Raw genomic sequence first — 12969 nt, 5'->3', positions numbered from 1 at the left:
GAATGAAAAAAATTAGACACCCTTTCCTAGTGGTCAATCCCAAATCATATCTTTACGGTTTAAGATCATTAAAATTTGCCGAATCAATAGACAATATTGCCGCTAAAAGCAATATACAAATCTTTTTTACGTGTTCTTTTACCGACATCCGTTATATAAAAGAACATACTCACCATCTTATCATAACCGCACAACACATGGATGATCTGAAACCTGGTCGTGGAATGGGACATGTACTTCCTGAATCACTGCAAGACGCCGGTGCAGAAGCCGTATTCCTCAATCATGCCGAAAATTCCCTGACAATTTCACATCTTTCAAATTCAATTATTCGCGCAAGAGAACTTGGCATAATATCAATAGCATGTGCAGACTCACTGATTGAAGCCACCTCTATAGCTAAATTAAATCCAGATATACTGTTATGTGAACCTACTGATTTAATTGGGACTGGGCACATAGCTGATAATAACTATGTATTGAAAACCACTTCGCAAATCAAATCTATCAATTCTAATATTTCCGTCATGATTGCTTCTGGTATAACTACTGCACAAGATGTCTACAACGTAATCAAACTAGGAGCCGATGGTACAGGAGGAACAAGTGGTATTTTAAAAGCTCCTAATCCTGTACTCAGAGTACAGGAAATGGTTGATGCCATTTTAAAAACAGAAAATGAATAGGAGATTAAAATGACTGTTTACAAGGAAACCATTGCTTTACAATCACATGGCGAACGACCTACATTTATAAATATTACATCGTCCGTAAAAGAAAGCATTAAAAAAAGCCAAATCCAAAATGGAATTTGTACCATAATATCACCACATACAACATGTGCTGTTTTTTTTGAAGAGTTTGTGCACGATTATGATAAAAATGGTGATGAATTTTTACAGATAGATTTAAATAACACCTTAAAAAAGATAATTCCTGATAATACATCTCAAGGCCAATATAACTATCCCGGTAAAAAGCACTATCAAGCAGTAGAAGCATGGCCCGATGCAGACTCTTATTTACCCGGAGGGGACCGTAATGCGTTATTAAATTGTGATGCCCATTTAAAAGCTACATTAATTGGTTCAAGTCAAATATTTGATGTAGATAGTGGTACATTAGGTGTAGGCGTTACAGGATATATTTATTTTGTCGATTTTGACAGGACCAGACCTCGCACACGAAAGTGTAAAATTATCATAATTGGAGATTGTTAAAATTAGAAGGGACAAATTACAAAACATTTGTCCCTTCTAATTTTATATTAATAATATAAAATTACCTGCTTCTTCTGCGCAGAACTCTTTTAAAATGTTCATTTTTCCCTCTGCCCAGATAACTCCTGGCAAACATATGCGGAATAGCTACCCCTACAGCTATTGCTAATATAGTAAGATTGGCTGTAATACCACTTTGAAACACCTTTATAAAAGAATTTACATCTATGATATTTATATTAATAATACCGAACATCAATCGATACATAAAAACTCCAGGAATCATCGGAATTACTGAGGGAAGCGTTATTACATGAATGGGCGTATGGACATAATGAACTGCTTTTATAGCTATAAAGCTGACTATCATTGCTCCGGCAAATGATCCTGTAGGTAATCCCATTCCCAATCCAATATTTATAAAATTCCTTGTACAAACCGAAATCATTCCCCCCAAAGCAACCACCCATAATAAACGTTTTGGTACGTTGAAAATCGTTGAAAAACCTACTGAGGCAATTGCCGCTGCAATACCATAAACTAAATATGGACCACTCGGTTGTGTATTTATCATCGTAAAATCTTCTACCTGACATAACCTAATGGCAAATACTATGCCAAAACTCATACTGAACACCATCAATATTGTATTTACCGCTCTGGTCATACCGGAGACAATATAATTGTCCAGCATATCCTCTACTGAATTTATCAATGGTATCCCCGGAACAATAAACAGGGCACATGCTAAAAGTGGATGCCATGGTGTCACAGACCCTGGCAGAAAATGAACAAAATATGCTAATACTGTAGACGCAAATGATGCAATTGCTATTGAGGCATAAGGATTTATCGAAAACTTACGGCAATATCGGCGAACTTCAAACCCCAATGAGGCACAAACGGCCGTGTACAAAAATGCTGCCCAATCCCCACCAAATAATTTACAAAAACCACCACATGCTAATCCTGCCCCCAAAGCAATAAATACCCGCGAATATTGTTTTTTTGCATACATTATTGCTTTTAAATCTCGTTCATAATCTTCCAATGTATAATTTTTCTTTATAGCACGCCATGATAATTTGCTGACTGCGGATATTTTTGTCATGTCTACACCATGTTTTATACATTTTTGAAACTTAGTAACCGATTGGTTATCACCATTTATATTCACCATTATAGTTGTATATGTGATATGAATATGGAACGCATCGAGATTAATTCTCATAAAAGCTGCCACCCGCTTCATAGTGCGTGTAATACGATTCGTATCAGCAGCATTCTCCATCAATATTTGCCCTGTTTTCAAAATAAGTGCCAATTTCTTATCTATTGCAAAATATGGATCATTTACATCCAATCTATTTACCATACTATCATTCCTCTAATAATGTATTTTGTATAATATATACATAATGAAACAAAACCTTTATATGAAATCATAAACACATTTTATTTTATATATATTGTGTATTAATCGCCATTATATATTTATCAACCGAATTTTATTATATGGAGGTATATATTTTTTTTCAACTAAATTTATATGATTTATAATTATCGTAATAATACCCATAATACATAATACAATAATTAAAACTTCCACTGTCCCCTGTTCTATGGTATCTCATATATATTATCTTACACATATTTAACAGTAATTTCAATTTACCATAATAATTTATATTATAATATTCCTAAATGTAATAAAAATATTTACTATTAATATAATATATATAATCTGCTAATTTATGTTATAATTTATATTGATTTAATTTTTCATCACAGATGCATACAGTAATTATTATTATGATTAAATATCATAACCTGAGGGGATATAAATGGAATTTCAACAGTTAGAATATTTTTTGGCCATTGCTCATATCGGTAACTTTACCAAAGCCGCTAAATCGGTATCAATAACGCAATCGGCTTTAAGTCGTTCTATTATACGATTAGAAAAAGAACTTGGTGTCCAACTGTTGAACCGCAACGCCAAAGAAGTAACTTTGACCAACTACGGTGAAATGCTGCTGACTCATGCAGAGCGGATAGTCAAAGAAGAAACAGCCGCAAAAATGGAAATTGACAATTCAGATCGTCAAACAATAAATCTATCATTTCTTCATTCATTGGGAAGCTACATCGTTCCACGGCTTATAAGCCAATTCAGAAAAACCTATCCTCAATGCCGATTCAGACTTAATCAGGACAATTCAACCATACTGACCGAACAACTGATAAAGGGAAAAACCGATTTATGTATATGTTCTAATATACTAATGAGCGAAACAGTTGGCTGGCTGCCTTTATGCTCTGAAGAACTATTTGTCATTGTTCCTTTGAATCATCCTTTAGCCAAACGAACTACCGTTACTTTAAAAGAAATTGCCGAGGAATCTTTTATAACTTTAAAACCATTTTATGGACTTCGCCTTTTGGCAAATCAACTTTTTGATATGGCCGGTGTCATACCGCACATCGAATTCGAAGGTGATGAGATAGTAACAGTAGCTAATTTAGTTGCAGCCGATCTTGGTGTCTCACTTATTCCGATGATTCCCGGATTGGACAGACTAAATCTCAAATTTCTAAAGCTATCATCACCACATTGCCGCAGAACTATCGGCATAGCTTGGGATACCAGCAGAATATTACCACCATTGGTTTATAAATTTCAAAAATTTGCTCTCGACAGTTTTTCCAGCGACCAATAAACATATACTAAGCCGCGTAATTTGCGGCTTTTATTATTTATTTAAAAATCAACGAGGTGACGACTATCATGCCTGAAATGCCTGAAGTAGAAAGTATACGACGCACATTAAATAAAAATATTCGAGACAAAAATATTAAAAGTATCAATATTTTATTACCACGATTGATAAAATTTCCCGATCCTGATATTTATAAGCATCGGGTGACTGGCAATAAAATAAATAATCTGACACGGCGCGGTAAATATCTAATCATGCATCTGGATAATGGAGTAATGGCTATTTTCCATCTGCGGATGACCGGACGTCTATGCTATGTAAAAAAAGGCACTTCAGAAGACAAATACAAACGGATAATTTTTAATCTGGATAATAATGATAAATTGATTTATGCCGATACACGTACCTTAGGAACACTATATGCTATAAAACCAGAAGAAATAAATAAAATCAGCGGTTTATATACATTGGGCTGCGAACCTTTATCCAAAGAGTTTACACTAAAGTATCTGCGTGAAAAATTAAAAAACTCTCACGGAAAAATTAAACCTTTTTTGTTAAACCAAAAAAATATTGCCGGACTTGGCAATATTTATGTTGATGAATCTTTGTTTCTGTCTGGTATAAATCCCAAACAAAATTGTAATACAGTCTCTCTCAATCAAATAAAGCTGCTGCATACAGCTATAAATAAAGTAATCGGCGATGGTATTCGCGACGGCGGCACTACCTTTCGTGACTATGTGAACGGTGACGGCAACAAGGGTACCCATCAAAATAATTTATTTGTTTATGGTCGTGACAAAATGGCCTGTCAAAAATGTGGTACAATAATAGAAAAAATTAAGGTTGGCGGGCGTGGTACCTGTTACTGCCCAAAATGCCAAAAATTACGATAATAAACGTAGGTGCATCATATGTATAAAATTGGTCTGACAGGCGGCATTGCCTGCGGAAAAACAACTATATGCTCATTCTTACAAGAATTTGGTGCCAGCATAATTGATACTGATAAAATAGCCCATGAATTAGCTTGTCCTGAAAATTCACTATGGCAAGCGTACTATGCTCATTTTGGCGAGAAAATATTACTTAATGATAAAACCTTGAATCGCCGCCTCATCGGTAATATCGTTTTTTCAAATTCTACGGAAAAAAATTGGTTAAACAAAACCAGCCATCCGCTTATTTTAGCTGAAGTAAAAAAAAGAATCACCAGACTAACCGATTTGGGCATAAAAATTGTCATTTTAGATGTGCCTTTATTATATGAAATTGGCTGGGATAGATTTGTCGACGAAACATGGGTTGTCTATGTTGACAAAAAAACTCAGCTTAACCGTCTACGGCAACGCAACAGTTACACCTTTGCTGAAGCCAGGCATCGTATACAGTCTCAAATGCCTTTATCACGCAAAATAAAATATGCCGACAAGGTAATCAATACGGGCAATCCGTTACTTATAAATAAAAAAAATACTTATAAATTATGGACAGCTCTACAGCAAAAGCTGGAGAAAATAAATGAACAGCAATAATCACAAATCGACACTCGATTATATACTAAAAACAGCACAAGGCTTTCTTATAATTATGATATTTTTATCAGTGGTTTTTGCTGGTATTTACGAAGGACTGCAAACACATGTAATCGAAAAAGTAGAAAAAAAATATCTTTATCCTTATCCTTATGAAATTACTATTGAAAAATATGCCAGACAATACAATATTGATGATTCCCTAGTTGCAGGAATAGTATTGGCAGAAAGCCGTTTTATCCCGGATGCAAAATCGCATCGCGGCGCTATTGGTTTAATGCAGATAATGCCGGAAACGGGCCGATGGATAGCCAGCAATATTGATGATAAAACTTATAACGACAACAAACTCTATGATCCTGAAACTAACATTCACTATGGCGTATGGTACCTATCTTTTTTAATGAAAGAATTTAACCGCAATGAAATTTTAACGATTGCTGCCTATAATGCCGGACACGGACAAATAGAGCAATGGCGCAATACATACAGCTGGAACAGCAGCTTTGACGACTATAATAAAATTCCGTTTAAAGAAACACGTGATTATGTCCAGAAAGTGTTAAATAACAAGAAATCCTATCAAAAATTATATCGCGATAAAGAATTTTAATATTTGACAACCTAATATCTATGTGCTATGATTTGAAAAATGCAATATGGCCCTTTAATATAATCCAGCGAGGTTGAAAGGGAAATCAAAAGTATATCATCAAGATAGCTGTGCTTTTTTATGCCTTGCGCATAAGAAAGCTTTTTTTATATATAAATTTAAAAGGAGCAACTATGGTGGAAAACAAAACGGCTTCATTATGTGGAAAGAATATTCTGGGTCTGGAATATTTTTCCCGGGAAGAAATCGAATTAGTCCTTCAAACGGCAGTGGAAATGAAAAACATTATTCATCGCGATATCAAAAAAGTTCCTACCCTGCGCGGCAAAGCAATCGTAAATTTATTTTACGAACCAAGTACACGAACACGCACATCATTTGAACTAGCCGGAAAATATTTAGGGGCAGACGTAATAAACATAACTGCCGGTTCCAGCAGCATCGTCAAAGGAGAAAGCTTACGGGATACATTGCTCACCATAGAAGATATGGGCATTGATGCCATCGTTATGAGGCATAAAGCAGAAGGTGCTGCCGAATACGCAGCAAAAATTGTAAAACCCGTAATAATCAATGCCGGCGACGGAGCACATGCCCATCCTTCGCAAGGGCTCTTAAATTTATTTACTATCCGCCAGTATAAAGGTGATTTTAAAGGATTAAAATACGCTATACTCGGTGACATTTCTCATAGCCGTGTAGCTAGAAGTGATATATGGGGGATGCGAAAAATGGGTATAGAAGTACATCTGGCAGGACCACGTACTTTGATACCACGCTTCTTGTACAAAGAAAAAGGCATCTTTATTCATGATCATATTGAAGATGCTATTAAAAATGCTGACGTCATAAATGTATTGCGCATACAGACAGAACGGCAAAAATCCGGTCTTTTCCCATCGACCCGTGAATATGCCCGCATCTTCGGCCTCAACGAACAAAGATTATCATTAGCCAAAAAAGATGTCCTAGTAATGCACCCCGGTCCTATGAATAAAGGCTGGGAAATTTCTCCCCAGATCGCCTACAGTACTCATTCGGCCATCCAAGAACAGGTAAAAAACGGTGTAGCTGTGCGCATGGCACTTTTAGCCCTTGTTTTAACAGGAGGAAAACATGATGAAATTATTGCTTAAAGGCGGCAAAGTTATCGACCCAGCCAACAACATAAATAAAATTGCCGACGTTCTTATAGAAAATGGTAAAATCACTGATATAAGAGAAAATTTATCTATAGATGACGGTAAAACAATTGATGTAACCGACAAAATCGTCGTTCCCGGTTTAATTGACATGCATACCCATATGCGTGAACCTGGTCAGGAAGCCAAGGAAGATTTTGTCTCAGGATCACGTGCTGCAGCAGCCGGAGGCTATACTACTATAGCCTCTATGCCCAACACCAAACCGGTTGTGGACAGTTCCATTATAATAAAAGGACTTAAACAACGTGCCGCAACAGATGCCATTGTTAATATTGAAATCATCGGTGCACTGACCAAAGGGCAAAAAGGTATGGAATTAGCTGAAATCGGTGACATGAGCCAGGCTGGAGCTGTTGCTTTTTCCGATGACGGTCACTATGTACAAAACTCTAAAGTCCTATTAAATGGTCTCGACTATCTGCGTCCTTTCGATAAAATAATCATCTCACATGCCGAAGAAACATCCCTCGTAGAAGACGGTGTAATGAATGAAGGCAAAAAAAGCGCTATGCTCGGTTTAAATGGTCGTCCAACAGTAGCTGAAGACATTGCCGTAATGCGTGATATTCTGCTGGCTGAATATGCTGATGCCCCAATCCATATCGCCCATATCAGTACCCGGCACGCCATTGAACTCGTCCGTCAGGCTAAACAGCGCGGCATAAAGGTGTCTGCAGAAGTCACTCCGCATCATCTCACCATGACTGAAGATATGGTCGATATCACCGATTCATGCACAAAAGTAAATCCGCCGCTGCGCACAACAGAAGACACTGATGCTGCTGTAACCGGGCTACTTGATGGTACAATTGATGCTATCGTAACAGATCATTCACCTCATGCTGAGGAAGAAAAAGATAAAGAATATCAATACGCCCCAAGCGGTTTTCCCGGACTTGAAACCGCTTTAGGGGTTCTTCTGACCGATCTTTACCACACCGGTAAAATTACTCTACCATTGCTTATTGAAAAAATGACGGCAGGACCCGCCAAACTTTTCAAGTTAAATAAAGGCACGTTAAGTAAAAATTCAACGGCGGATATCACCGTAATCGATACCCAAAAAGAATGGACAGTTGATAATACTAAGTTTTATACAAGAGGCACCCACTCCCCATTTGTCGGCAGAAAACTTAAGGGTAAAGCCATCATGACCATAGTTTCTGGAAGAATAATTATGCAAAATGGTATAATTATAGATTAAAATATATTATAATATAAATAAGCTAATTCATGCATCGCCTTTCGATAATATTTATTTCGTCAAAAGGCTGTGATATGAGAATATGCATACTGATAATCTTCGGAGGTGCTTTTATTTGAAGGGTAAATTAATACTGGAAGACGGTAGTGTATTTACTGGTGACCTGCTTAGTGAAAAAACGGCTACCGGTGAAGTTGTATTTAATACAGGAATGACTGGTTACCAGGAAATACTGACAGATCCATCCTATTGTTCACAAATAATAACATTGACCTATCCACTTATTGGCAATTACGGCACAGCCAATAAATTTAACCAAAGCCGTAAATGTTTTGCCCGTGGTTTCATAATCGGAGAACTTTGCGAAAGTGGCAGTAATTGGCAAAAAGAAAATGAACTAAGTGATTTTCTTAATGATAACGGTATTTCTTGTTTATATAATGTAGACACACGGGCACTGACCCGACGTTTGCGCTCCGCTGGAACAATGAAAGGTATAATAGTTGCTGAAAATGCTTCAGCAGAAGAATGCAAAAAACTTATGGCTGTTCCTTTTGATAGACAAACAGTGACCAAAGTAACTACGCCGGAAAAATATGTGTTGGAAGGTAATGGTCTGCACATTACAGCAATGGATTTCGGTGTTAAAAGGAACATGTTGGAGTCACTACATGCCCGGGGCTGCAAAGTAACTGTTGTTCCTGCGCACACCAGTGCCAAAGCTATCCTTGATCTTAACCCTGATGGAATATTTCTTTCAAATGGTCCCGGCGACCCTAAAGATGTGCCGGAAATAATTGCCGTAATAAAGCAGCTTATCGGTAAAAAACCCATTTTTGGCATATGTCTGGGACATCAGCTTATAGCTTTAGCCTGCGGTGCCGACACTTATAAATTAAAATTTGGCCACCGCGGTTCCAATCAACCGGTAAAAGATTTGCGCACCGGCCGCGTATATATTTCTTCACAAAACCACGGTTATGCCGTAGATGAAGCTTCACTGCAAAATCTGCCCTTCAGTATCACTCATATATCAATGAATGACGGTACAGTAGAGGGAATGCAGCACAACACTCTGCCGCTGTTTTCTGTGCAGTACCACCCGGAAGCTTCTCCCGGACCCGATGATAATACCTACCTATTCGATGAATTTTGCACAATGATGAAGAAGGGGGCAATATAATCGTGCCGAAAAAAAAATATCTAAAAAAAGTAATGGTAATCGGCTCCGGCCCAATAATAATAGGACAGGCTGCAGAATTTGATTATGCCGGTTCACAAGCCTGTCGTGCACTTAAAGAAGAAGGCCTTGAAGTAGTTTTAGTCAACAGCAACCCGGCAACTATAATGACCGATACACATATTGCTGACCGTGTCTATATAGAACCACTTACCGTAGATTTTTTAGAAGAAATAATCAGTAAGGAACGTCCTGATGGGCTTTTAGCCACATTAGGCGGTCAAGCAGGCCTTAATCTTGCCGTTCAATTATCTGAACACGGTATTTTAGAAAAATATAAAGTAGAATTGCTCGGTACACCGCTGAACGCCATAAAAAAAGCAGAAGATCGCGAACTATTTAAAGAAACTATGCAAAAACTCGGCGAGCCAATACCAGAAAGTACTATAGTCGACAATGTAGATGATGCGATAAAATTTGCTAATAAAATTGGTTATCCTATAATTGTCCGTCCAGCATATACAATGGGCGGTACCGGAGGCGGCATTGCCGATAAAGAAACCGATCTTAAGGAAATCGTTATCCGCGGTCTCAAATACAGCATGATTAGTCAAGTACTGATTGAACGTTCTGTTGCCGGTTGGAAAGAAATAGAATATGAAGTAATACGTGATGGTAATGATAACTGTATTACTGTCTGCAATATGGAAAATTTTGACCCAGTCGGCGTGCATACGGGCGACAGTATTGTCGTAGCCCCCTCACAAACCCTGACCGATCACGAATATCAAATGCTCCGGTCAGCTTCACTACGCATAATCCGTGAACTTGGTATTGAAGGCGGCTGCAACGCACAATACGCACTCGACAGCAAAACAAACAATTATTATGTAATAGAAGTAAATCCCCGTGTCAGCAGATCTTCTGCGCTAGCCTCAAAAGCCACCGGATACCCAATAGCAAAAGTCTCGGCAAAAATAGCAATCGGCTACAATCTCGATGAAATCACCAATGCCGTAACCCAAAAAACCAAAGCCTGCTTTGAACCGGCTCTTGATTATTGCGTAGTCAAATTTCCCCGCTGGCCATTTGACAAATTTGTCTTAGCAGATCATACTCTCGGCACCCAGATGAAAGCAACGGGCGAAGTGATGTCCATCGACCGCAATTTTGAAGGTGCTATATTAAAAGCCATTCGTTCACTGGAAATAGGCGTTCATCGTCTCTCTATGGAACATATAGCACATTGGGATGACAACACCGTCCTCAAAAGTCTGTCACTCATTAATGACGAACGTATTTTTGTCATTGCTGAAGCACTGCGACGCGATATAGCCGATGTAAACCAGATAAACGCCATAACCAAAATAGATAAATGGTTTATCGAAAAGATAAAAAACATCACTACTATCGAAAATCGTATCCTGCATGAAGAACTAACCAAGGAACTATTAGCAGCTGCCAAAAATGTTGGTCTTGCCGATCGCTCAATAGCCGAACTGACCGGTAAAACAATGCCACAGATAAGATTCATGCGAAAAAATGCTAATATCTTCCCATGTTATAAAATGGTTGATACCTGTGCAGCTGAATTTGAAGCAGCCACACCTTACTACTATTCAACTTTCCATGCCCAGGAAGATGAAGTGACTATTTCCAACAAAAGGAAGGTAATAGTACTAGGATCAGGTCCGATCCGAATTGGTCAGGGAGTAGAATTTGATTATTGCTCAGTTCACTCTGTGTGGGCTTTACGAAAAATGGGCATTGAAGCAATAATAATAAACAACAATCCGGAAACAGTAAGTACTGACTTTGATATATCCGACCGACTCTATTTTGAACCATTGACCCCGGAAGATGTACTCAACATTATCGATAAGGAAAAACCGGAGGGTGTAATTGTTCAGTTTGGCGGTCAAACCGCCATAAATTTGGCTGGTGCACTGCAAAAAGCCGGTGTAAAAATACTCGGGACATCAGTAGATAATATTGATCGCGCTGAAGACAGGGAGAGGTTCGATGAATTGCTGGAAACAACACATATATTACGGCCTCGCGGTGAAAGTGTCACCACTGTGGAAGGTGCCGTAAAAGCTGCCGAAGATATCAGTTATCCCTGCGTTATCCGGCCTTCATATGTATTGGGCGGACGCGCTATGGAAATAGTTTATAATGAAGAAGAATTACGCGATTACATGGCTCGTGCCGTAAAAGTATCACCACAGCACCCAGTACTGATCGATCATTATATGGAAGGCCGTGAAGTCGAAGTTGACGCTATTTGCGATGGTACCGATGTAGTCATTCCCGGCATAATGGAACATATCGAACGCGCTGGGATTCATTCCGGTGACAGTATCGCTGTATATCCGCCGCAAACATTATCTGCCAGAGTTATTTACACTATTGTGGATTACACCAGACGATTGGCTTTAGGACTCAATGTCAAAGGATTAATGAACGTACAATATGTAATTTTAAACGAGCATGTTTATGTAATTGAAGTAAATCCGCGTTCCAGCCGTACCATTCCATTTCTCAGTAAAGTTACCAATGTCAATATGGTCTATGTAGCTACACGGGCAGCCTTAGGTCACACCCTGGCTGAAATGGGTTATCATTCTGGTCTTATCGCACCAAAGCCTTATGTAGCATTAAAAGCTCCTGTATTCTCTTTCGCTAAGATGCAGGATGTCGATATTTCTCTGGGGCCTGAAATGAAATCCACCGGAGAAGTAATGGGCATCGATTATCACTATTCACGGGCATTATATAAAGCCATAACCGGAGCTGGCATGAACATTCCCACTCACGGAACAATATTATTTACCGTTGCCGATAAAGATAAAGAAGAAGGACAGCAGCTTGCCAAAGCTTTCAGTGAACTTGGTTTTAAATTGGTAGCAACAAAGGGTACCGCACAATCTATAAAAAATGTTGGCATTGACGTCGATGTAGTTGGCAAGGTCCATGAAAGCAAAGGTGATATTTTAGAAATGATAAAAGACGGAAAAATAAATATGGTAATAAATACACTGACACCAGGTAAAACCTTTGCCAAAGACGGATTTAAAATACGTCGTTCCACTGTCGAACACGGTATTGCCTGTTTAACTGCACTTGATACGGCATGGCAGGTATTACGCGTACTTTCTTTTATGCGGGAACGTCGTCTTGTCTACACTCTGGCATTACAGGATTATGTCGGCGGTGGTGATGATCTTGCATAGGTTATCCCTAAAAATCATATAATTAACTTGTGCAGATCATAAACTTCATTTAAATA

At 38.3% G+C, this 12969-nt stretch carries 11 protein-coding genes; 10 read left to right on the top strand and 1 reads right to left on the bottom strand.

Annotated elements, in window-relative coordinates:
- The first annotated feature begins 2 nt into the window (after window positions 1-2).
- Together F8M42_RS00220 and F8M42_RS00215 are read left to right on the top strand one after the other, a co-directional pair.
- A complete protein-coding gene (locus F8M42_RS00220; protein ID WP_182187438.1) occupies window positions 3-686 on the top strand; it encodes a triose-phosphate isomerase in 684 nt (227 codons plus the stop codon).
- Between the two features lie 9 nt (window positions 687-695).
- Complete coding sequence (locus F8M42_RS00215; RefSeq protein ID WP_182187437.1) at window positions 696-1220, top strand: YjbQ family protein; 525 nt, start codon at window positions 696-698, stop codon at window positions 1218-1220.
- Window positions 1221-1281: 61 nt separating this feature from the next.
- On the opposite strand, the gene F8M42_RS00210 is transcribed toward F8M42_RS00215, so the two are convergent.
- Window positions 1282-2595 carry a threonine/serine exporter family protein gene (locus F8M42_RS00210; protein WP_182187436.1) on the bottom strand — a complete coding sequence of 438 codons (1314 nt, stop codon included), beginning with the start codon at window positions 2593-2595 and terminating at the stop codon, window positions 1282-1284.
- Window positions 2596-3064: 469 nt separating this feature from the next.
- Here F8M42_RS00210 and F8M42_RS00205 point away from each other — a divergent pair, with 469 nt between their 5' ends.
- From F8M42_RS00205 to carB, 8 genes are all read left to right on the top strand, one after another.
- Window positions 3065-3940, top strand: coding sequence for a LysR family transcriptional regulator (locus F8M42_RS00205; protein WP_182187435.1), 876 nt, complete (start codon window positions 3065-3067; stop codon window positions 3938-3940).
- Between the two features lie 68 nt (window positions 3941-4008).
- Window positions 4009-4839 (top strand): DNA-formamidopyrimidine glycosylase, encoded by an 831-nt coding sequence (mutM, locus tag F8M42_RS00200; protein ID WP_182187434.1) that lies wholly within the window; start codon window positions 4009-4011, stop codon window positions 4837-4839.
- An 18-nt stretch (window positions 4840-4857) separates the two neighbouring features.
- A complete protein-coding gene (gene coaE, locus F8M42_RS00195) occupies window positions 4858-5478 on the top strand; it encodes a dephospho-CoA kinase (RefSeq protein ID WP_182187433.1) in 621 nt (206 codons plus the stop codon).
- The gene (locus F8M42_RS00190) at window positions 5465-6091 is read left to right on the top strand and encodes a lytic transglycosylase domain-containing protein (protein ID WP_229711369.1); all 627 of its coding nucleotides are present in this window, start codon (window positions 5465-5467) and stop codon (window positions 6089-6091) included. The genes coaE and F8M42_RS00190 overlap by 14 nt, the downstream gene beginning before the upstream one ends.
- Window positions 6092-6264: 173 nt before the next feature.
- Window positions 6265-7227, top strand: a complete 963-nt coding sequence (locus tag F8M42_RS00185) for an aspartate carbamoyltransferase catalytic subunit (protein WP_182187432.1) — start codon at window positions 6265-6267, stop codon at window positions 7225-7227.
- The gene (locus F8M42_RS00180; protein ID WP_182188559.1) at window positions 7211-8500 is read left to right on the top strand and encodes a dihydroorotase; all 1290 of its coding nucleotides are present in this window, start codon (window positions 7211-7213) and stop codon (window positions 8498-8500) included. Before F8M42_RS00185 ends, F8M42_RS00180 begins: the two co-directional genes overlap by 17 nt.
- A gap of 115 nt (window positions 8501-8615) precedes the next feature.
- Window positions 8616-9683 carry a carbamoyl phosphate synthase small subunit gene (locus tag F8M42_RS00175; RefSeq protein ID WP_182187431.1) on the top strand — a complete coding sequence of 356 codons (1068 nt, stop codon included), beginning with the start codon at window positions 8616-8618 and terminating at the stop codon, window positions 9681-9683.
- Window positions 9684-9685: 2 nt separating this feature from the next.
- Entirely contained in the window at window positions 9686-12913 is a 3228-nt protein-coding gene (carB, locus tag F8M42_RS00170) for a carbamoyl-phosphate synthase large subunit (RefSeq protein WP_182187430.1), read from the top strand.
- Window positions 12914-12969 lie beyond the last annotated feature (56 nt).

Origin of the sequence: Pectinatus frisingensis, assembly GCF_014076555.1 — a bacterium.
GTDB lineage: Bacteria > Bacillota > Negativicutes > Selenomonadales > Selenomonadaceae > Pectinatus > Pectinatus frisingensis.
The sequence above is the reverse complement of the archived record's forward strand: the minus strand, read 5'-3'. Positions and strand labels throughout refer to the sequence as shown.

Coding starts and splice junctions, on each gene's coding strand:
- F8M42_RS00215 (WP_182187437.1), top strand. CDS start 696: ATGACTGTTTACAAGGAAACCATTGCTTTACAATCACATGGCGAACGA.
- F8M42_RS00220 (WP_182187438.1), top strand. CDS start 3: ATGAAAAAAATTAGACACCCTTTCCTAGTGGTCAATCCCAAATCATAT.
- F8M42_RS00180 (WP_182188559.1), top strand. CDS start 7,211: ATGAAATTATTGCTTAAAGGCGGCAAAGTTATCGACCCAGCCAACAAC.
- mutM (WP_182187434.1), top strand. CDS start 4,009: ATGCCTGAAATGCCTGAAGTAGAAAGTATACGACGCACATTAAATAAA.
- coaE (WP_182187433.1), top strand. CDS start 4,858: ATGTATAAAATTGGTCTGACAGGCGGCATTGCCTGCGGAAAAACAACT.
- F8M42_RS00185 (WP_182187432.1), top strand. CDS start 6,265: ATGGTGGAAAACAAAACGGCTTCATTATGTGGAAAGAATATTCTGGGT.
- F8M42_RS00190 (WP_229711369.1), top strand. CDS start 5,465: ATGAACAGCAATAATCACAAATCGACACTCGATTATATACTAAAAACA.
- F8M42_RS00205 (WP_182187435.1), top strand. CDS start 3,065: ATGGAATTTCAACAGTTAGAATATTTTTTGGCCATTGCTCATATCGGT.
- F8M42_RS00210 (WP_182187436.1), bottom strand. CDS start 2,595: ATGGTAAATAGATTGGATGTAAATGATCCATATTTTGCAATAGATAAG.